The sequence below is a fragment of the Hymenobacter montanus genome (assembly GCF_014699115.1).
GTDB classification, from domain to species: domain Bacteria; phylum Bacteroidota; class Bacteroidia; order Cytophagales; family Hymenobacteraceae; genus Hymenobacter; species Hymenobacter montanus.
Genome location: NZ_JACXAD010000005.1, coordinates 98,404 through 118,561, shown reverse-complemented (window position 1 = coordinate 118,561; position 20,158 = coordinate 98,404). Strand labels below are relative to the sequence as shown.

Sequence of the window (20,158 nt, the reverse complement as noted above, 5' to 3'; positions counted from 1 at the left end):
GGATAGGCTTGCGTATGCTATGAGATGGTCTGGGAATACTAGACAGAAGGAGGGCGACGAATACGGCTTCTAATCAACCGGAGCATCCGGTACTAGTGCAGCAGGAGTTCGATTCGCAGCACCCGGCTCACTTGGACAGGCGCAGGTACGCGGTGAGTGGGCCCCGGTGGGGAATGAGGTGGTTGAGCAGCAGATCGGTCCGGATTTATGCGTGGGGTTGCTGGAATTACACTTTTGCCTCAGCTAAGGCCGCACTTCGCGGTGCAGGCAACAAGGCGTGCGGGCTGCCCGGAAAACCCCAGGTCGTAGCCGGCCCATAATAGTGAGTTGTCTCAGCTCACTCCTGACCTACTGCCCCCTCTGCAAGATGATGAGAGCAATCGAATTATACTTCGATAGTGCCGCCGAGGAGGCCGTGCGTCACCTATGGCACCAACTCGCGCAGGCAGGTATCTCGGATAGTATTCGTAGCCTGGGATCGGTTCCTCACCTTTCCCTGGCAGTAGCGGAACCCCTGCCTACCGCCGAGGTGATGGCCCGCTTACAAAAGCTGACCCAGACCACTAAGCCGCCGACTATTGCCTTAACCCACTTAGGGATTTTTGCTAGTGGCGTAGTTTTTTAGGGGGTGACGGCTTCCGCTGCCTTGGTCGAAGTACATCGGCAAGTCACTACCGCTATCCAGCCAATAGCGCAAGGAATAAACCCTTATTACGTCCCGAGGCGTGGGTTCCTTTGCACCTTGGCGATTGGGGTTGCCATGGCTGACCTTGCTCGTCGCACCTGCGTCCTACCCAGGCCTCGATCAGGTCGATAGGATTGGTGGAAGCAGACTCTGTAAACGTGACGGAGTTGGCCAGGTGTAAGTGGGAACATCCTGTTTAGAAAGCCGGGTGGGCCAGACAGGTAGTATTGGTAGCCGCCTTCTAACCAAGATTGTTCCTGTTTGGGCAATCAAGAAACCAAGACGGCTCTACCCAAGAAGCCCAGCCGTGAATGAATCACCTTCAAAGATTTATAGGTAAGACAACCACCAGTAAGTGTGTTGCTGTTTGAAACGCTGGTACCAGCGGCATGGCCAGTACAGGGCTAGCACCACTATCGCCCACACGAGATAGGCCCGCCCCAAGCTGGGAGCGTAGGCGGGCGGCCACGCGCTGGCCGGGACAAAGGCGAAGTTCACCGCCTCGCCAAACGTCAGCGTCGTCCAGACCCAGGCCGAACCGCTAACGAGCGAAAAGTGCAGCAGGTAATAAAAGAACGGTACCTGCCCAAAGGTGCGCAGGGCCTGGCTGAGCCAGCCGTTGGCGGTTTCTACCTGGCTGAGCAGCAGCAGTGCCAATCCGATGGTGAGGCACAAAAAGAGCAGAGAGGGCGGGGATTTGGTTACGTTGATGAAGGACAGGGCGGTGTGCAGCAGGCCCTGCGGCTGCCCGCTCCAGGGAGAAGGGTCGCCGTACCAGTTGGTAGCGCGAAGCACCCCAAACAGCCCTAGTAGCCCCGCGCCGGCCCTGCGTAGCCGCAGCGTCCGCTGGGGCAGGGGCAGCTTAAACCACGGCCCCACCAGGTAGCCAGCCAGCATCACTCCCAGCCACGGCCCGAGCGAATACCCCACTAACAGCGGCGGCAGCCCCGGCACCGGCAGCACAAACGGCCCGTTGTGTAACAGCGCCCACCCGGCATTAGCGGCCGTGACCGGCTGAATAGCAGGCAATAAATTATGCCCGGCCAGGATGACAACCGCCAACCCTACCAGCAGCCCGCGGGGCAGCCAGCGTAGGCCGGCCAGCAGCAGCATACTCGCTCCAATAACCCAGATAACCAGGAGCAGTATCATGCTATAGCTCCAGCTCAGGATAAAGGTGAAAAGCGCTACTTCCAGCAGCACCAGCCACGTCCCGCGCGTGAGCAAGAAGCGGCTGACAGCCGCCCGGCTTTGCTGCTTTTGCTCGTAGAGGTAGATGCTGCTGCCCGATAAAAACACGAAGGCGGGGGCGCAGAAATGCGTTACCCAGCGCGTGAGAAATAGCAGCGCCGAGGCGTGGGCCACGTCTTCGGGCCGCACGAGCGTGGGGCTCCAAAACTCGCGGATATGGTCGAGGGCCATTATCACCATCGCCAGGCCCCGCACAACATCAATGGCCTGGACGCGGGGCGTAGCTGCCCGGGTAAGAGCTAATGGAGGAGCAGGGCTGAGGAGCATCAACAAGGTAGGACTGTAGGGGATACGTAATGGCAGACGTTGCCCCGGCAAAATACAAAATAAGTAGGGATGAGCCCGGCCGCCTTACTCAGCCTTCGCCTCGGGCTATATTTTTTGCTTGCGGGGGAGGTGAATGGCTAACCGCCAGATCTCTAAAATTTCGCATAATCCCGCCCGTTTGCCCCTGCTTGCCTCAAATAGCCGGAGGCTGCGGTTGCCCATCGGTTGTCAGGGCCTGAATCTCACGGTATATCGCCCCGGTTTCCGGCACTGGCAAACCCAGAGATTTTCCGTACGTGAGGATGGCACCGGCAAACAGGTCCAGCTCGGTGCGGGGCTTGCCCGCGTGTACGTCCAGCTGCAGGGAAGTGGGTGTATGGTACGGGAAGGTCGCGGCTTTTTGGAAAGTACGCTCGATGATGTCCGCCGGCAGCGCAATGCCTTTGGCGCGGGCAATGGCCTCGATTTCCTGCATCAGGTGCCGGGCCCGGGCGTGCAAGGCAGGTGCTTCGAGAATCTGGCCGATGGATTGGTTGTAGCGGGCCGACACCAGGCCGAAACTGGCAATGAAGAAAAACTTGGTCCAGATGGCGGGAAAGGCATCGGCCTGGTACTCCAAAGCAATGCCCGCGTCGGTCAGGTAGCGCAACCGCGGGCGGGGGTCGAATGAAGGATGCCGGGGGGCTGGGCCGACGACAATGTTGCCCGGATTGCCCCGGTGCTCCACGACCCCTTTTTCCTTGAGGTGGGAAGCCACGTACACGCAGGCCGGCAAGACAATCGTGTGCGGCAGCTGACGGCAGAGGCGCTCGTAGATGTCCACCCCGTTCATCAGGGGCAACACCACCGTGCCGGCGGGCAGCACCGGGTGCAACTGGCGGCAGAGGTCCGCCAGGTCGTACTCCTTGACGCATAGCAGCACCAAGTCGGCCTGACCCAGGTCGGCCACGGTTTCCAGCACCCGCGCCGGATAGGCCACGGAATCCGAATGCTCGGGCGAGAGCAGCGTCAGCCCGTGCGTGCGAACGGCGGCGTGAGTGGCCCCTCGGGCGACGAACGTAACCCGGACCGCGGCCGAGCCGGCATAGTGCTGCGCCAGTTTGAAGCCAAAATAGCCGCCGACGCCCCCTAGTCCAACGACGGCGAGCTCGGTTGTTTTACCCGGAGAATGCATAGAAAATTGCCTGGAAATTGAAAACAAGAAAACCCCTTGGGAAAGCGGGGAGGCCCGAGCCGGTGCTCTCAACCGGGCTGGGGCCGTAATTCTCTCTCCCCGCTGCTACTAAGATAGGCTAACACCTAACCGGATACTTAGCCTGCGGTAGCCCCGGCAGCCGGGCAAAACATCTAGAGCGGTTCTCCAGTCCGTGCGTTTTTTAGGAATTAAAAATTAAAAATGAAGAATTAAAAATCGGCTGGTCAAACTTTTAATTCTTCATTTTTAATTTTTAATTCCTTCCTCCTATGCGAAAAACGCTCTAAATCAGGTCGTGGTGAGGCCCTGCTGGCCGGGGCCGCTCAACCCGATTACTTCCTCGGAGGTAAGACCGAAAATGGGCGGGGTCGGTACGTCCAGCAGCCCCAGGTACACGTATAGCTGCCCCCGGTGGTGAATCTCATGCTCGAGCAGGGCCCGGAGCCATTTCCACAGGGTAATCTGCCCATTGCCGGGAGTCCGGCACTTTCGGTTCAGGTCGCCATCGGTAAGGCCGCTGAAAATGGCGGTGGACTCTGCGCGCAAGCGTTGGTAGAAGCTCCGCACCTGTACGGGCCCGTCGGCGAGGTTCCGGCCGCAGCCCGCGTATGCACTTGGCCGACCAGCCACAATTTCGGCGTACAGGTACCGTTCGATGGCCGCGAGGTGGCGAATGGTGTCGCCGATACTGAAGCCGCCGGGCCGGCAGCTCCATTCCAGCTGGTCGGGGGGCACCAAGTCCACCAAGCGGTCGGTGCGCTGGCCGATTTTCGCCCGGTAGTCCAGAAAAGAGGCAATTGTTTGGATTTCCATTCGCGTTAGCAGGTTGTCGCAAGTTAAGGGGCGCGTTGAGCTACCCGGCAGCGAGGAGCAGTTCCATGTGGATGTTGACCCGCTCATATGGCGAGGGATGGTTGGGCTCAACCTTTTGGAAGCCCAGCTTATCGTAGAGCCGGATGGCCGCCGTGAGCTTGGTGTTGCTTTCCAGGTACACTCGCCGCGCGCCCAGGTGCCGGGCCGTATCAAGGGCCGCTTCGACCAGGCGCTGGCCAATCCCCTGTCCCTGGGCCGATGGGGACACGGCCATTTTCGCTAACTCCAGCGTGTCCCCATCCCGGCGGACCAGGGCACAAACGCCCACAATCTGCCCCTGGTACTCCGCGAGCAGAATGTGGCCGCCCGGCTGCAGCACGTACTCCTCCGGGTGGTCCAGCATCTTCAGGTCGGCTGCTTCCAGCACAAACTCTTGCTCAATCCAGGCCACGTTCAGGCGCTTGAAATCAGCCGCGTACTGCGGCTGGTAGGGCAGAATGCGTACCTGTTGAGCTGTCGGAGCTTCGCGCCCGGCGTGCTTTTCACCAGCTACCCCCGGGCCCCCTAGGGCGTCGGCCCCGGTACCGCGGGCGGATGTATTGCCCGGCAGATATTCCGCCGTGAAGTGCCTCTTCCGTTTGGGCTGGGCAAACTTCTCCGCGTTATACTCCTGCGAGTTGCCGCGGGGAATGGAGAGCGAGTTCCAGTGGGCATCGAGCGCCATCTTGCCGATGAAGACGATTTGGCCCACGTGGTACGGGTAATGCGCCAGCTGCCGGTTGAGGGCCTCGGTAACGGTGTGCCCCTGGTTGCGGATGTACACGGTGGTGTCTTGGTTTGCCTCCGTGATGGAATCAATGGCAGCAAACAAGCAGGCCCAGCCGGCCTCCCACTTCGCCAGCAGTTCAGCTCGGGTCAGCATTCCCGGTTCAAATTCGGCGTCCCGATTACGCCACTCCTTTTCGCCGTCAGCAGTCAGGAAATCGGTCCAGCGGGAGAGCATGTTGCCCCACAGGTGCTGCACGATGATGGCGATGCTGTTGCTTTCGGCGTTGTACTGCCAGAATAAGGCTTCGTCGGGCAGCTGGACCAACGTTTTATCGCCGAGCAGCTTGTAGTACTCGAACTGTTTTTTAACGCTGCTGAGGTAATCGGGGGCCATGGGGAAGGGAATGAAGAGATAAGGAAATAGTCACCTTCGGAAGCAGGAGAAGTTTCGGCAAGAACAGCAATGGTGCAGAAGCACCCCTTAGAAGCTACCGAGCAGCTGATTCAACTGGTGTTGCGCTCCGCCGGAGCCGGGCTGGGGCCGGCCGACGGACGGTTGATGAGCCACACCCCAATCAGTATCACCACCAGGGCCAGCACCTGCTGCACGGTGATGGCCTCGTGGGCTAGCCCGGCGCCCAGCAGCACGGCCATCACGGGGTTAACGTAGGCATAGGTGCCCACCACGGCCGGCGGGCGGACCCGCAGCAGCCACAAGTAGGCCAGGTAAGCGACCCCCGAGCCAAAGACGACCAGGTAGGCCACCGCCCAGGCGCTGCGGCGGCTGACCTGAGCCAGCGAAAAGGGCGTCCATTCGCCCGCTACGGCGCTGACCACCCCGCAGAACAGCCCGGCGGCCAGCAGTTGGACCGCCGCATTCGGCAGGGGTGGCCCCGGCGCCGCCTGGTAGCGGGCCAGCAGCGACCCGCCAGCTGTGCACAGGCTGCCGGCCAGGACGGCGCCCACGGCCAGCCAGTACCCGGTAATGGGCACCGCCGGCGTGGGCGCCGCCAGCTGCTCCCCAAACAATGCGACCACTCCCAGCCCGCCGAATAGCAGCCCGAGCAGCCGCAATTTCTCGTGCCGGTAGCGGGCCCACCGGGGCCAGTCGAGCACCGCCAGCCACAGGGGCACCGTGGTGGCCAGAATGGCCGCCAGGCTGCTGGGTAGGAACTGCTCGGCCCACACCGTGGAGCTACTGCCCAGCCCCAGAATCAGGATGCCGCTCAGCGCGTTGCGGGACCAGCCGGCCCGCAGCGAGGCCGTAGGGCTGCGCCAACGGGACAGGCCCGCCAGCAGGGAGCCCGCCACCACCAGCCGCGTGGCCATCATCAGATACGGGGGCAGCGTTTCCAGTGCTACCAGCGCCGAAAAGTACGTCGACCCCCATATCAGGTAGATGGCGGCAAAGGCCAGCCCGATGGCACCGGGCGTCGGCCTACCCGCGCCGGGGTGGGGCGCGAGGGGGCCGCTTCGGCGAAGAGGGACATCGGCAGTGGCGGGCATGGGCGATTCAGTAGGAAGATGTTAAAAGCAAGCGCCGGTATTTCCGGCAGACCAGTTCGGGCGGGAAGGCCGCAGCCGGTCGATAAGCTCTGCGCAACTGTTGATTTCCGGCGGACCAGCCCGGGCGGGGAGAAGGTGCTGCAGCGGTAGCGGTGGTGGGCGTGAGTAATTCCCGGCGGACTAGTTTGGGCGGCCAGTCAGCCGTTCAGGCCTCGATAAAGTCGGTGATGCGCTGCACCACGGGCGCGTGCCGCAACAGGCGGTTGTGGCCTACTCCGCTGACCACGAGCGGCTCGATGGCTGCATTTGCCGCCAGGTAGAGCTGCACCCGCTCAAATACCACTCGTTCGTCGGTGGCGTCATACACAGCCAGCAGGCGGTGAGCCCTTAACCGCTCCACGGGGGCAAAGGCAATATCTTCCACGGGCTGCCTCAGGTGCCGGGCCAGGCGCTGATAAAAGCGCCGGCGCACGGACTGGGGCACCTGCAGCTGGGTAAAGACCATCTCAAAGGCGTCCGGGGCCGACAAGGGGCTGGCCACAAACACAAATTTCTCCACCGGGGCCGCGGCGTCCTGTAGCAGCAGCGCCGCTGCCGTGCCCCCCAGGGAGTGGGCCACCACGGCGTAGGGCTGACCCGCGAAGTGGGTATAGTCCACCAAGGCTTGCTTCATCTCCACCAGGTTGGTTTCGGCACCTTCGGAGCGGCCGTGCGCCGGCAGGTCGAACGCGGCAACGGCGTAGCCCTGACGCAGCAGCCCGGGCACCAGCTCCCGGAAATCGGCCGGGTTGCCCTCCCAGCCGTGGACCAGCAGCACGGTGCGTGGGCCCGTGCCCCAGCGGTAGCCTTGCAACCGGATGGTCTTGCTGGTGAGGGCACCCGCACTGGTAAACGAAAATAGCTCTGCGCCAGCCAGAAGCTGAGACTGCTCGGCCCGCAGCGGCCGGCGGCGGGGCCGGAAGGTCTGCCACATCAGCCGCACCGCCAGTCCCGGCAGCCCGGGACTGAGAAAGCGATAGAAGAAGTGGAGCCCGTGCAGGGCCAGGGGAAGGGCTTTGGGCATAGGAGGGCAGCCGCCAGGGGCTGGCTAAAAAGTGGGGCGGAAATCGGCAAGGCTACCCGTTGGCCGGCTCGGCCAGTGGCGTGGGAACCACCACAATGCCCTGCTGCAGCTTGGAATTGCGGCGACCATACAGGAAATAGACTCCGAAGCCCAGCACCATCCAGGTCCCGGCCACTTGTAGGGTGAAGGCATCGAGGGCCATAATGAGCGAGGTGCAGAGCAGGGCGCCCAGAACAGGCACCAGCGGCAATCGGGGGGACGACAGCGGGGCCCGAAACGGCCGTGGCTGCGCGGGGTGCGAGCGCCGCATCAGCCACACGCCCACGCTCACCAGCACGAAGGCCAGCAGCGTGCCAAAAGACGTTAAATCACCGGCCAGCGAGCCGGGCACAAAGGCGGCAAACAAGCCCACAAAAACCATGAGCATGAGATTGGATTTGTACGGGGTGCGGTAGCGGGGGTGCAGCTCGGCAAACGCCTGGGGCATCAGACCGTCCTTGGCCATGGAGAAGAACACCCGGCTTTGCCCCATCAGCATCACCAGCACCACCGACGAGAAGCCCAGCAGGATGGCCAGCGTCACGGCGGTGGCCAGCCAGCCGTAGCCGGGCATGTGCGCCCGGATGGCGTAAGCCACGCTCGCCTCCGCCCCGAGCGAGGGGTCCGCAAACTCGCGCCAGTTGGCCACGCCCGTCAGCACGTGGCCGAACAGCACGTACAGCACCGTGCAAATAGCCAGCGAGCCCAGGATGCTGATGGGCATGTCGCGCTTGGGGTTCTTGGCTTCCTGGGCCGCGGTGCTCACCGCATCAAAGCCGATGAACGCAAAGAACACGATGGCCGCTCCGCCCAGGATGCCGCCCAGCCCGTGCTTGTTCCAGGCCGAGTACTCGCGCACCACCGCGCCCGCCGCATTCTTCACCGGCGCCGCATCGGCAGGAATCAGGTAGGGCGTGTGGTTGGCGGGGTTGATGAACTGCCAGCCCACGCCAATGAAGAGCAGAACGACGGCTACTTTCACCACCACCATGAGGGAGTTGAACACCGCCGATTCGCGGGTGCCTTTTACCAGCAGCAAGCTCAGGGCTACCACTACCAACACGGCCGGCAGGTTCAGCAGCCCGTGCTCCGTTACTCCGTTCAACACGGCGCTTTCCAGCGGGGAGTGGCACAGGCGGTAGGGCAGGTGCACCCCGAAGGCCTCCAGCAGCTTGCTCAGGTACTCGCTCCAGCCGATGCTCACGGTGGCCGCGCCCAGGGCGTATTCCATAATCAGGGCCCAGCCAATCACCCAGGCCACAAACTCGCCCATGGTGGTGTAGGCGTAGGTATAGGCCGAGCCCGCGATGGGAATCATGGCCGCGAACTCGGCGTAGCACAGGCCGGCAAACACGCAGCCCAGGGCAGCCAGTACGAAGGCGAGGGTAACGCCCGGGCCCGAAGCCTGGGAGACGGCGTTCGCCGTCCGGATAAACAAGCCCGACCCAATAATGGCGCCCACGCCCAGCGCCGTGAGATTCCCTGCGCCCAGCGTGCGCTTGAGCGCGCCGTGGCCCGAAGCGTTGGCCTCGCCCAGGAGCACGGCCAGGGGTTTGGTAGCAAAGAGGTTTCTCATGGCTGCGAAGAGAAGGGGGTAGGGGAGGCCAACGCTAACTGCCGGGCCAGCTCGCTGATGCGGGCCAAATGGTGGTCGTCGTGCTCGGCCACGAACAGGAACAGGTCCACCGGTCGCATGGGCGTCCGCATGCGGGGGTGGAGCGCCGACCGGTCGAGCACTTCTGCATCCAGCTCGCTGAGCCGGCGTACCGTGTGCGTCCGCTGCTGCCGGAAGCGCTGCAGCAGCTCGGGCAGGGAAGTAGCGTTATGATTGGCCTGGGTCGTAGCTTGGTTATTCAAATCAGCGGGGCGCAACTCGGCCTCGCCGGCCACAATGTCCTCCAGCCGGCCTAGCCAGAGGGGCTCGAGGTCGGCGAGGTGGCCCACGTTCTCCTGGATGGTCCACGTGCCTGCGACGCGCGCGGTCAGCCACGGCGGGGCGATGGCGGCCAGCTTCTCTTCCAGCCGGGCCGGGGTGCCCAGCAGCCGCTCCAGCAGCGACGGTAGCAGGCGCGGGTCGGCGGAATGAGTAAAATCGCGCGCAAACCATTTGAGTTGTTCCATGAGGTGGTGGGGTTAGGGAGTCGACGAAAAATCCGGGTTCTCGGGGGCAGAAGGGAGCTCCGGCCGCGCTAGGTCGGCGGCTGGTCCGATAGCATCCCGCACGAGGCCGGCCAGCCGCACTAAGCCCGCTTCTACCGCTTCGCTGAATGGTAGGCCGTAGCTGAGCCGGAAGCAGTTCTGGTACTGCTCGTGCAGGGTAAACATGCGGCCGGGCGCGAGACTGATGCCCGCCGCGGCGGCGCGGCGGAATAAGTCGGTGGTGTTGACGTGCGCCGGCAACTCGACCCACAGCAGAAAGCCCCCCTGGGGCCGGCTGACCTTGGTGGCGGGAAAGTGCTGCTCGATAACCTGGGCGTAGCGCCGGTAGTTGCCGAGCAGAAAGCGCCGCAGGCGCCGCAGGTGCAGCTCATAGCGGCCGGTGGCCAGCAGGTGGCCGATGGCCTGGTGCGTGAGTCCGGGCGAGGCTACCTGCTGGTAGAGCTTCAGGCGCTTGAGCTGCTCCAGGTAGCGCCCCGGCGCTACCCAGCCCACGCGGTAGCCGGGCGCCAGCGTCTTGCTCACCGAGCCGCACCATAGCACCAGCCCGGTGGTGTCGAAGGCCTTGCAGGGCTTGGGGCGCTGCGCCCCGAAGTATAAGTCACCGTACAGGTCATCCTCGATGAGCGGCACCTGGTATTGCTCCAGTAACTGCACCAGCCGGCACTTGTGGGCCTCGGGCATGCAACTGCCCATGGGGTTGTTGAAGTTGGTTACCAGCAGGCAGACTTGCACCCGGCCCGCCGCCAGGTGCCCGGCCAGGGTATCCAGCTCGACGCCCGTTTCCGGGTGGGTCGGCAGTTCCAGCACCCGCAGGCCCAGGGTCCGGGCCAGCTGCAGCACCCCGAAGTAGGTCGGGCTTTCCACGGCCAGCGTGTCGCCGGGCTTGGTCAGGGCCAGCAGGCACAGCGCCATGGCAGCCATGCACCCCTCGGTGGTAAGCAGGTCCTGCTCGCTGAGCTGCCCGCCCCAGAGCACGCTGTAGCGCGCAACCTGCTGGCGCAGCAGCAGATTCCCCTGTACCGGCTCGTACGGCGTGCCGGCCTGGGGCAGTTGGAGCAGGGCCTGTCGCAGGGCTTGGGCGAGCTTGGCCACGGGCAGCAACGACGGGTCGGGCAGGGAGAGCGACAGGCGCAGCAGGTGCGGGTCGGCAATCTGTTCGTAATACTCGGCAATCAGGTCTTCGGTCTCGCTGAAAGCCGGGGTCCCGGGGGGCTGCGCCGCGGGCTGGGTGGGCGTGGGCAGCGCTGGTGGCCGGCGGTGGGGTCGGCACACGTAATAGCCCGACTGGGGCCGCACCTCCACCAGCCCGTGCACTTCCAGCTCGTAGTAGGCCTGGAGAATCGTGCTCACGCTCAACCCCTGCTCCCGGCTCAGCACCCGCACGGAAGGCAGCTTGTCGCCCACGCGCAGCACCCCGCCCCGAATCTGCGCCTCGAGGTGGTTGGCCACCAACTGATACTTATGGGCAGGGACCGCAACGGTCAGGGCAGGGTGCATAGTAGCGACATGATAAAAGGGTTACCGGGCTTGGGGCGCCGGGGCGGCCCAGGCTCCCGCGAGTTACTAATTCGCGCTTGGTGGGGTGGCTCGGGTGTAGTGAGCCCGCACCCCCCGTACGCGGCCGGCGGGGTCGAGCTCCATGTATTCGGCGGCCTGCAGCTGATTGATGCTTTGGTAGTAGAGCACGAGCGAGTCCACGCCGGGCAGCACCTGCTCCAGCTCAAAGCGCAGGGTGGGGTAACGGCCCAGGGCATCCGCGAAATAGGCCCGCAGCTCCGTTTTCAAGCGGATGACACCGGTCGGGTCCGCGCCGAGCTGCTGGATAATGGGACTGCGAAAGTCCAGCTCGTCGGCGTAGTGTTCCATGATGCGGTCCAGGTCGTGGGCATTCCAGCTGGCAACCCAGTCGTGGGCAAATGCAGAGGCTTCTTGTGGCGTCATCGGATGAGAAGGAGTAGGGTGAGGTTGCTGTTAGGAGTATCAGGGCCCCGGAAGGCTAATACATTCGGAATGGATGCCCGCGGAGAACCGCTGATTACTCCGACAAAAGTCCGCGGTCCCGGCGCACCAAAACAGGTGCACTTTTCGGCGTTGGCAACCAGCACAGTTGGGGCTGCGCCGGGCCCTTACCGCTTCCCGTACACGACCAGCGACGCCTGCGCCAGGGCCGCCTGCCCCAGGTAGAAGCCCACCAGCGCCGGGGTGGCGGTTTTGTCTAAATCTAGTTTGGTGTTCAGGGCGTAGACAGTGATTAGGTACTGATGGGGAGGCCCGGGCGGCGGGCAGGGGCCCCCGTAGCCCGGTTTGCCAAAGTCGGTGACGCTCTGCACGCACCCGGCGGGGGCCAGGGCCTTGGCTACCTCACCGGCCCCGGCCTTCAGCTCCGTAGTCGAAGGCGGAATGTTGAACACCACCCAGTGCCACCAGCCGCTGCCGGTCGGCGCGTCCTTGTCGTACATCGTCACGGCAAAGCTTTGGGTGCCCTTGGGCGCGTGCTCCCAGGAGAGCTGCGGCGAGACGTTGCCGCCCGAGCAGCCGTTGCCGTTGAGAAACTGGCGGGCTGTGGCTTGCCCGCCCAGCTCGCTGCTTTTCAGGGTGAAAGTCTGGGCGTGGCCGCCCGCGGCCAGCAGGCCCAGGCCGAGCAAAAAAGAGAAGCGCTTCATGGTTAAAATGAGAGATTGAACGACCCAAAAGTATCCGGCTCCCAAGCCGTGCAGCTGTCGCGAAACGCTCAAAAAGTGTGGCTAAACGCGCATTTGCTGGTGCTGGTACTGGCTGGGCGTGTAGCCGAAGATCTGCTTGAAGGCGTGGCTGAAGCTGGACAGGCTTTCGTAGCCCACCGCCTCGAACACGTCGCTGGGCCGGGTGCCGGGCTGCTCCAGCAACTGGGCCGCCTGCTGCAAGCGCCGCTGCTGCCGCCAGCGCTCCGGACTGGTGCCGTACGCCGCCCGAAACCGGCGCTTGAACGTGGCCAGGCTCATGTGGCACAAAAAAGCCAGCTCCGCCAGCGACAGACCCTGCGTGGCCGGGTTCTCCACTACCTGGTGGAAAACCACCGCCGGGCCCCGCGCAACACCAGCGACGAACTGCCCAAACGCCCCCGGCAACGTCGTGGCCAGGTAAAGTAACAGCTCATCAATTTTCAACCGGAGCATCGCGTCGCCGCCGGGTTGCCCATCAGCGGCCCACCCCGCTAGGGCCGCGTAGTAGTGCCGGAAAAACCCGGTGCTGCCGAAGCTGAATGCCTCGCGCCGCGGCTCCCCCGCCGGTGCCCGCGGATAAGTCAGGCGGGCGGCGTAGCGGCTCAAAAAGGCTTGCAGGTGCGCATTGTCGAAGAACAGCAAGGTGCTGCGATAGGCTTCCCCGGCCGGTCGTCGCTCGCTCATCAGGCAGCGCCCCGCCGACAGCAGCACCACGTCGCCGGCCGGAATGCACAGCACCTGGCCGGTCCGGTACACGCGCTTTTCGCCCGCTTCCACCAGGCTCAGCACGTGGCGCGTAAGCGTGACCGGGCTCCGGTCGGGCGCCGCGTCGGGGTTGCGGTACGCAACCAGCCCCACGTCGCCTGGCTTGCCAATCGGCCGGGTCAGCTCATCGGGAATGTGATGCATAAGACAGCATGAGAAGGTTGATTTTATACTGATAGCCGGTGATAAGCTTACCCCGCAGCGCCGCAGGTGGTCCCCGGCAAGGTATCTGTTCTCAACTGGTCGCGAAACCAAGTGGTGCCGCGACCAAGGCAGCTAAGCCGGATATTTCTTCACGATCAGGCAGGCCACGTGCCCGCCAAAGCCGAATGTGTTGCTCAGCGCGTAGTCCACGCGCCGGTGCTCGGCGCGGTTCAGCGTCAGGTGCAGGCCCTGCGAGAACTCCGGCTCAACCGTTGTGGTGTTGATGGTGGGCGGAATGACGTCGTCGCGCACGGCCTGCACGCAGGCAATGGCCTCAATTGCCCCTGCCGCGCCCAGCAGGTGGCCCGTCATGGATTTGGTGGCGCTGATGCGCAGCTCCGACGCTGGCCCGAACAGGCGCCGCACGGCCCGCAGCTCGCTCGTGTCGCCCAGCGGCGTGGAGGTGGCGTGCGCGTTGAGGTAGTCGATCTGCTCCGGCCGCAGGCCGGCGTCGTCCAAGGCGGCTCGCATGCCCAGGTAGGCACCTGCGCCCTCGGGGTGGGTGCCGGTGAGGTGGTAGGCGTCAGCGGCCAGGCCCCCGCCCACGACTTCGGCCAGGATGGGTGCGCCGCGCCGGAGGGCGTGCTCGTACTCCTCCAGCACGAGCGCCCCCGCGCCTTCGCCCAACACAAAGCCATCCCGGCTCACGTCGAACGGCCGGGAGGCCCCGGCGGGCTCGTCGTTGCGGGTCGACAGGGCCCGCGAGGCGTTGAAGCCCCCCACGGCCGTCTGGTTCACGGCCGCTTCCGAGCCGCCGGAAATCAGGATGTCGGCCTTGCCTAAGCGCAGGTAGTTAAAGGCGTCAATCAGCGCCGTCGTGGACGTGGCGCAGGCCGACACTGTGGCGTAGTTCAAGCCCCGCAGGCCATACTTGATGGAAATGACGCCGGCGGCGATGTCCACAATCATCTTGCTGATGAAGAACGGATTAAAGCGGGGCGTTCCATCGCCCCGGGCAAACTCCGTGATTTGCTCCTGCAGGGTGAACAGCCCCCCGATGCCGGAGCCCCAGACGACGCCGATGCGGTCGCGGTTCAACCGGGCAAAATCCAGTTGGGCGTGCCGCACGGCTTCCTCGGTCGCGGCCAGGGCGTACTGGGTGAAAGGGTCGTACTTGCGCACCTCGCTGCGCTCGAAGAAGTCGAGCGGGTCGAAGCCCTTGACTTCGCAGGCGAAGCGCGTTTTAAACTTGGCCGCGTCGAAGTGGGTGATGGGCGCCGCGCCGCTGACGCCCGCCACCAGGGCCCGGCCAAAGGCCGCGGCGGTGTTGCCGAGGGGCGTCACGGCCCCCACTCCGGTGATGACTACGCGTTTCAATTCAGGCATGGTAAAAGAGGCAAAAGATGATCGGAAAAGCCCGCAGGTCGGGGTCGGACCCTAGCAGCGTTCGAGCACGGTAGCAATGCCCTGCCCGCCCCCAATGCACTGCGTCGCCAGCGCGTAGCGGCCCCCGGTGCGCCCGAGCAAGCTGGCGGCCTTGCCCGTGATGCGGGCCCCCGTAGCCCCCAGAGGGTGCCCCAGCGCGATGGCGCCCCCGTCCAGGTTCAGCTTATCCGCCGCGATGCCCAGCTCCTGCTGGCAGGCCAGCGCCTGGGCCGCAAACGCCTCGTTGAGTTCCACTACGTCGATGTCCGCCAGGCGCAGCCCCGCCCGGGTTAGCGCCTTGCCCGTGGCCGGCACCGGGCCCAGCCCCATGACCTCCGGGGCCACGCCCGCCACCGCCACGGCCCGCAGCTGCGCCAGGGGCGTGAGGTTGTGCCGCCGCAAAAAAGCCTCGCTGACCACCAGCACGGCCGCCGCGCCATCCGTCAGCGGCGACGACGTACCGGCTGTCACCGTCCCGTCGGGGGCAAACGCTGGCTTCAGGGCCGCCAGGCCTTCCAGCGACGTGGCCGGGCGCAGGCAGCCGTCTTGGGTCACGATAGTACCATCGGGCAGCTGTACCGGAACTAGCTCGTCGGCTAAGGCCCCGGAGGCCAACGCAGTAGCTGCCTTGGCCTGGCTAGCGGTGGCAAATTGTTCCTGGGCCTCCCGGCTGATGCCATACCGCTGGGCCACGTTCTCGGCCGTAATGCCCAAGGCAGTGTACGCTTCCGGCCGCAATTGCTGCAAAGCAGGGCTGGACGAGGGGTGGAGGCCGCCCTGCGGTACCTTGGTCATCGACTCCACACCCAGGCACAAAAATACCTCGCCCGCGCCGGTGGCAATGCTGCCCGCCGCCGCGTGAATGCTCGTCATCGAGGAGCCGCAGAAGCGGTTAATGGTAGCCCCCGCAACGTGCTCGGGCAGCCCGGCCAGCAACGCCACGATACGGGCCAGGTTGTCGCCCTGCTCACCTTCTGGGTAGGCGCAGCCCAGCAGCACGTCTTCCAGCTCGGCGGGGTCGAAGGCCTGGCGGGCCAGCAACCCGCGGACCAGCTGCGCGGCCAGCTCGGCCGGCGGCAAGGTCGCGAAAGACCCTTTGCGAGCAAATTGAAAGGGGGTGCGGGCAAAATCCAGCAGGTAAGCATCCATGAGCAATGGGGAGTTGAAGGGGGTGAGAATTGAGGAAGTTCTTATTAGGGCGTTAGCAAAGAAGCTGCATTATTATACCGATTGGTATATTACTGGGTAAAAAAAGGTCAGGCAACCAGTTCCGTTTCAATCAGCTGTTCTAAGTGGTCGAGGGTCGTGAACAGCGCCTGGGGGTCGTTGGTCGCTTTGGCCAGGAGCACGCCGCCTTCAATGAGCGCCATGAAGACCGTCGCGTAACGAAGCGCATCAGCTGCGGGCTTGAGCTCGCCGGCCTGCTGCCCAGCCTCGATGATGCGCACGAGGTTGCCGCGCCAGCCGCGCAGGGTTTCCTCCACCCGCCGACGGAGGGGAGAGGGGGGGCCGTCGTCAACTTCCACGGCCGTGTTGAGGATGGGGCAACCGCCCCGGGCGCGCAATTCGGCGTAGGCGTGCCGGTAGAAGCGCGGCAGGGCCAACAGCTTCTCGCGGGCCGGGGCCGTTTGGGTCGCGCTAGCCCGCAGCCCGTTGGATACAAACGCGAGGTTGTGCTCAAAGGCCGCCAGCGCGACCTCCTCCTTATTCTCGAAGTTGCCGTAGATGGCACCCTTGGTCAGCCCGGTGGCGGCCGTCAGGTCGTTCAGGGACGTGCCCGCGTAGCCCTGCTTGTTAAAAACAGGGGCCGTTTGCTCAATAATGAACTGGCGGGTGCGCTCGGCTTTGGACATGGAAATTGCTGGAACGAGAGCAAATATACCATTCGGTATCAAAAATGCAACCGGCCCGGAAAAAATTTCGGTTGAGGGTGGACACTTTTGGGACGTTGTTTGAAGTTGGGTTTTAAAGCAATTAGGTGATTGGTAATCAAGTCAGAATGCCGGCCTTCGTTGTGGGCGATGTAGTGGGCGATGTAGTGGGCGAGTTCGAAGCGAGCCTCTTCTAGGTTGGGGAAGCTGCCGCCATCGAGTAGTTCGGTTTTAAGCCGGCTCCAGTAGGACTCGGCTTGGGCGTTGTTGTAGCAGTTGCCGCGCCGTGCTCCTGCGGGCCCGTGACGGATACGCCGCGCTGGGACGAATGCACCGCTGGACGGGCGTTTTGCTGCTACTCGGGACCTGTGCGTTGAGTGCTTGGCCGCTGTATGGGGCCCTTTGGACTGCTACCCTGCTAGGGCTGTTTTACGGCGGCTAGTCAGGCCGTTTAATTGAACACTCCTTGCTTTAGGCGTTAGTTGGCCTATTTGGACCGGTTACCTTTGGAGGCATGGGGCATTATACCGACGCACCGGAGGACAATTTACTCGGCTTGACCGACAAAGCTGCACTCAACGAACAGGAAGCGCTGGGCGTGACGCGGGTCGAACGCTACCTGCTCGAAGACTTTGACTACCCGGCTGACCTCTCGGTTAGCTTGTTGCAGGACCTGCACCGGCGCGCCTTTGGCCACCTCTACGACTGGGCCGGACGCTGGCGCACGCAGGTGCCCAACGTAGGCGCCTACCTACCGCCGCCAGCGAACCGCGTGCCGCAGCTGTTGTACGAATTTGTCGACGAGCTGCGCCACCGGCAAACCCAGCTGCCTGATGTACCTGCCGAAGCGCACGTGGCCGGGTTGTTGGCGTACGCGCATCACCGGCTCGTGGCCATCCACCCGTTCGTCAATGGCAACGGCCGGACGGCGCGCTTGTTCACCAACTTGCTCGCCTACAACTACGGCTACCAGCATGTGGGACTATATCACCGCAAAAACGGAGAAGAGCGGGCCCAGTACTTGCAGGCCATCCGCCAGGCAGACGCCTATGACCTGGGCCCGCTGCAGGCACTGATCAGCGCGCAACTGCGCCCGCTGGGGGGATAGGGGCCGTTTGCTCGTAGAGGGCCTCGAGCCGCGCCAGGGGGACAGCCTGGTCCTCCAGCGCCATCGAGGCGTACACCGAGCGCACGACCATGGCCTTAACCACGGCGGGATCCTGCAACTGGCGGTAACGTTCGCGGAGTTTCATGGCGAAGAGGAGAATACCCAAGTAAAAGGGCAAAGGTACGGGCAAAGTTCATCGGCCGTGCCGTTCGACCAGCCCGGCCGTTGTTCTCCGCAGGGTATGCGGAGGGGCTTGGGGAATAGCTATTTTTCCCGCAGGTTGGCGCCCATTAAGACCAACCTTACCTGCTTCTTGAGGGGGTTATGGCATACGCCTTGGGGATCCGTGCCGGGGCAGGTCCGGGTTTGACCAATTATTTCGTGCCCGACAATTTGTACGATATCGAACATGCGGAAGTACTTGCCGCCCACTACTTCGTCGGCAGCTAGCTTGTACCCCCCTTGTTTAGCAAGAAAAACGGCAAGGGATTGGCCCCAGCTATTGCCCTCGGTATTGTCGAGGGCGTATTGCACGGCGGCATCCAGCACCCCGTCGCCATCCATATCGCCGTACACGATTTTCCTCTGCGCTACGTCTTCGGCCTGCCCTTTCTGGGTTCGGAGTGCGCCGCTATTGCCCGTTGCAGCGCCGTTGGTGCGCTGGCAGTGGGGATGCGTCCCAGAACTGGCACAGGCGACTTTCGGGTTTGGGCTGAGGCTAAGGCCGGCAGCAGTAGGGCGAGTAGCAGAAACTGCATGCTTGCTAATTTCAGGAAGTATAGCGAAACAGTGATGCCTTAAACGCGCTTTGCTCAATGAAAGCAGCGTTACTTTCAGTTGTCTATAAGCGGTTATGAGTGCGTGTACGAAACCGTACTCCGAAGGATTTACGCACACGGGTAGTAGGTGCTTGCGCTGAGGGCGGGTATCTGGTCTGGTGCACGAGGACGAGGGTGTCATTCCCCCCTAGCTGCGCAAAGACGCTCAGGTGGTGGCCTTCGAAAACTGGGTTGAGGCCAAGCGGGTGCGCGGATTCTGTGAAGGTGGCACGACCTCCGCGTCGGCTCCGCTGAGCACCGACCAGGTGTTTGCCGGGCTGGGCTCGGATGGCACTACTATGAACAAAGTGCTGACCGCTATCCTGGGCGAGATGCGGTCGATGAACCGTGGCCTGGCCGAGGTGCGCAGTTGGGCTTGGGAGCTAGACGTGCGCCTGGATGTGCAGGGCCTGCAGTAGTCGGTTGAAGAGGCCAAGCAGGTGCGCTACGAAAACGGAATTTGGGTGTAAAGCAGGTGCTTAAATTACACCCATCAGAAGACCCCGAAAATCTGCATTTTCGGGATCTTCTGATGGGTGTCGGAAAGTGTTCAAAAAAGAAATCTAATTTGAACAGAAGGGCGTTCGGAAAACCCTCCCCAAAAATGGCCCCTAAAGCTGCGTTTTTAGGACCTTTGACGTGGTTTAGGAATCCATTCGAAAAACAGTAGTTTTACGGACGCATTAAAGCAAAATAAAATGGCTCACTACTACTATGTCAACGTCAAGTACGATGGACAGCACTCCATTCATTATGGTACAATCAAGATGAGAGAGGTTCTGAAGTTTGATCACTCAAATCGAATCCGCGACATTTTGGAAGAGAGATACCCAGATAAAATCATTGCCGTCGATATTGTTGATGACAGTGTCTTGATTATTGGACCATCCAATCTAGAAAAATGGCAAATTGCAGCTAGCTTCCTTCTGAGCGTTGACCCTTATTCATTCAGAACTGAGTGGCAGGCGGGCAGCATTTAGTAGAAGTGGTGACTTGCGCCATATACGCCCGCGTCTCTACCCGCGACAAGGGCCAAACTAACGACAACCAGCTTCTGGAACTGCGTGCCTTTGCCGAGCGGCTAGGCTATACCATCTATCAGGAGTACTGCGACCAGGAAAGCGGTGGCACGGCCGAGCGCCCCCAGTTTCAGCAACTCTTCGTCGATGCCCACCAGCGGCGCTTCGACGTGGTACTGTTCTGGAGCCTAGACCGCTTCAGCCGGGAAGGTGTGACCGAGACGCTCAATCATCTGCAAAAGCTGAACGCTGTCGGCGTGCAATTCAAGTCCTTCACCGAGCAGTACCTCGATAGCACTGGCGTGTTCAAGGACGCCATCGTGGCTATCCTCGCTGCCATTGCCAAACAGGAGCGGGCACGCTTCTCCGAGCGCATCAAGGCAGGGCAGGCACGTAGCACCAAGAAGCCCGGCCGTCCTACCCTCGACCCAGCCAAAGTAGCGGAGCTGCGCCGGTTACGCGGGGAGGGGCTAAGCTTTAAAAAAATTCAGGTCGTTACGGGAGTGCCAGTAGCGACGATGCACAAGTATCTAGTTGCGGACTGATTAATATCATCCAA

Annotated in this window: 23 protein-coding genes; 5 read left to right on the top strand and 18 right to left on the bottom strand. The window is 62.9% G+C overall.

The window, feature by feature from the left end; genetic code table 11:
• The first annotated feature begins 367 nt into the window (after positions 1-367).
• Positions 368-625, top strand: coding sequence for a hypothetical protein (locus IC235_RS05965; protein ID WP_191004250.1), 258 nt, complete (start codon positions 368-370; stop codon positions 623-625).
• Positions 626-1,015: 390 nt separating this feature from the next.
• Here the strand turns inward: IC235_RS05965 and IC235_RS05960 are convergent, their stop codons facing one another.
• The 16 genes from IC235_RS05960 to IC235_RS22755 all read right to left on the bottom strand — a co-directional run bounded on the left by IC235_RS05960 (position 1,016) and on the right by IC235_RS22755 (position 16,965).
• Positions 1,016-2,203: a DUF1624 domain-containing protein gene (locus IC235_RS05960; protein ID WP_223847114.1), complete on the bottom strand. Its 1,188-nt coding sequence runs from the start codon at positions 2,201-2,203 to the stop codon at positions 1,016-1,018.
• A gap of 193 nt (positions 2,204-2,396) precedes the next feature.
• Complete coding sequence (locus IC235_RS05955; RefSeq protein ID WP_191004248.1) at positions 2,397-3,377, bottom strand: ketopantoate reductase family protein; 981 nt, start codon at positions 3,375-3,377, stop codon at positions 2,397-2,399.
• A 309-nt stretch (positions 3,378-3,686) separates the two neighbouring features.
• Complete coding sequence (locus tag IC235_RS05950) at positions 3,687-4,211, bottom strand: DinB family protein (RefSeq protein WP_191004247.1); 525 nt, start codon at positions 4,209-4,211, stop codon at positions 3,687-3,689.
• A gap of 40 nt (positions 4,212-4,251) precedes the next feature.
• A complete protein-coding gene (locus IC235_RS22760) occupies positions 4,252-5,373 on the bottom strand; it encodes a GNAT family N-acetyltransferase (protein WP_191004246.1) in 1,122 nt (373 codons plus the stop codon).
• Between the two features lie 110 nt (positions 5,374-5,483).
• The gene (locus IC235_RS05940) at positions 5,484-6,485 is read right to left on the bottom strand and encodes an EamA family transporter (RefSeq protein WP_191004245.1); all 1,002 of its coding nucleotides are present in this window, start codon (positions 6,483-6,485) and stop codon (positions 5,484-5,486) included.
• A 205-nt stretch (positions 6,486-6,690) separates the two neighbouring features.
• A complete protein-coding gene (locus IC235_RS05935) occupies positions 6,691-7,548 on the bottom strand; it encodes an alpha/beta hydrolase (RefSeq protein ID WP_191004244.1) in 858 nt (285 codons plus the stop codon).
• Between the two features lie 52 nt (positions 7,549-7,600).
• Positions 7,601-9,163, bottom strand: a complete 1,563-nt coding sequence (locus IC235_RS05930; protein ID WP_191004243.1) for an amino acid permease — start codon at positions 9,161-9,163, stop codon at positions 7,601-7,603.
• Positions 9,160-9,708 carry a DinB family protein gene (locus IC235_RS05925; RefSeq protein ID WP_191004242.1) on the bottom strand — a complete coding sequence of 183 codons (549 nt, stop codon included), beginning with the start codon at positions 9,706-9,708 and terminating at the stop codon, positions 9,160-9,162. The genes IC235_RS05930 and IC235_RS05925 overlap by 4 nt, the downstream gene beginning before the upstream one ends.
• Positions 9,709-9,720: 12 nt before the next feature.
• Positions 9,721-11,244, bottom strand: a complete 1,524-nt coding sequence (locus IC235_RS05920; protein ID WP_191004241.1) for an aminotransferase-like domain-containing protein — start codon at positions 11,242-11,244, stop codon at positions 9,721-9,723.
• A gap of 66 nt (positions 11,245-11,310) precedes the next feature.
• Complete coding sequence (locus IC235_RS05915; protein ID WP_191004240.1) at positions 11,311-11,688, bottom strand: nuclear transport factor 2 family protein; 378 nt, start codon at positions 11,686-11,688, stop codon at positions 11,311-11,313.
• A gap of 185 nt (positions 11,689-11,873) precedes the next feature.
• The gene (locus tag IC235_RS05910) at positions 11,874-12,410 is read right to left on the bottom strand and encodes a YbhB/YbcL family Raf kinase inhibitor-like protein (RefSeq protein ID WP_191004239.1); all 537 of its coding nucleotides are present in this window, start codon (positions 12,408-12,410) and stop codon (positions 11,874-11,876) included.
• Positions 12,411-12,491: 81 nt separating this feature from the next.
• Positions 12,492-13,358, bottom strand: coding sequence for a helix-turn-helix transcriptional regulator (locus IC235_RS05905; protein WP_191004238.1), 867 nt, complete (start codon positions 13,356-13,358; stop codon positions 12,492-12,494).
• A 132-nt stretch (positions 13,359-13,490) separates the two neighbouring features.
• A complete protein-coding gene (gene fabF, locus IC235_RS05900; protein ID WP_223847102.1) occupies positions 13,491-14,744 on the bottom strand; it encodes a beta-ketoacyl-ACP synthase II in 1,254 nt (417 codons plus the stop codon).
• Between the two features lie 51 nt (positions 14,745-14,795).
• A complete protein-coding gene (locus IC235_RS05895) occupies positions 14,796-15,932 on the bottom strand; it encodes a thiolase family protein (protein ID WP_191004237.1) in 1,137 nt (378 codons plus the stop codon).
• A gap of 107 nt (positions 15,933-16,039) precedes the next feature.
• The gene (locus tag IC235_RS05890; RefSeq protein ID WP_191004236.1) at positions 16,040-16,636 is read right to left on the bottom strand and encodes a TetR/AcrR family transcriptional regulator; all 597 of its coding nucleotides are present in this window, start codon (positions 16,634-16,636) and stop codon (positions 16,040-16,042) included.
• A gap of 38 nt (positions 16,637-16,674) precedes the next feature.
• The gene (locus tag IC235_RS22755; protein WP_191004380.1) at positions 16,675-16,965 is read right to left on the bottom strand and encodes an integrase core domain-containing protein; all 291 of its coding nucleotides are present in this window, start codon (positions 16,963-16,965) and stop codon (positions 16,675-16,677) included.
• A 203-nt stretch (positions 16,966-17,168) separates the two neighbouring features.
• Between IC235_RS22755 and IC235_RS05880 the strand changes: the two genes are divergently transcribed.
• Entirely contained in the window at positions 17,169-17,762 is a 594-nt protein-coding gene (locus IC235_RS05880; protein WP_191004235.1) for a Fic/DOC family protein, read from the top strand.
• Here the strand turns inward: IC235_RS05880 and IC235_RS05875 are convergent.
• Both IC235_RS05875 and IC235_RS05870 read right to left on the bottom strand, forming a co-directional pair.
• The gene (locus tag IC235_RS05875) at positions 17,731-17,952 is read right to left on the bottom strand and encodes a hypothetical protein (RefSeq protein WP_191004234.1); all 222 of its coding nucleotides are present in this window, start codon (positions 17,950-17,952) and stop codon (positions 17,731-17,733) included. The two genes, IC235_RS05880 and IC235_RS05875, sit on opposite strands and share 32 nt — an antisense overlap.
• Positions 17,953-18,026: 74 nt before the next feature.
• Entirely contained in the window at positions 18,027-18,338 is a 312-nt protein-coding gene (locus tag IC235_RS05870; RefSeq protein ID WP_191004233.1) for a hypothetical protein, read from the bottom strand.
• 415 nt (positions 18,339-18,753) lie between these two features.
• Here IC235_RS05870 and IC235_RS05865 point away from each other — a divergent pair, with 415 nt between their 5' ends.
• From IC235_RS05865 to IC235_RS05855, 3 genes are all read left to right on the top strand, one after another.
• Complete coding sequence (locus IC235_RS05865; RefSeq protein WP_191004232.1) at positions 18,754-18,999, top strand: hypothetical protein; 246 nt, start codon at positions 18,754-18,756, stop codon at positions 18,997-18,999.
• Between the two features lie 279 nt (positions 19,000-19,278).
• Positions 19,279-19,560 carry a hypothetical protein gene (locus IC235_RS05860; RefSeq protein ID WP_191004231.1) on the top strand — a complete coding sequence of 94 codons (282 nt, stop codon included), beginning with the start codon at positions 19,279-19,281 and terminating at the stop codon, positions 19,558-19,560.
• 8 nt (positions 19,561-19,568) lie between these two features.
• The gene (locus IC235_RS05855) at positions 19,569-20,144 is read left to right on the top strand and encodes a recombinase family protein (RefSeq protein WP_317173536.1); all 576 of its coding nucleotides are present in this window, start codon (positions 19,569-19,571) and stop codon (positions 20,142-20,144) included.
• Positions 20,145-20,158 lie beyond the last annotated feature (14 nt).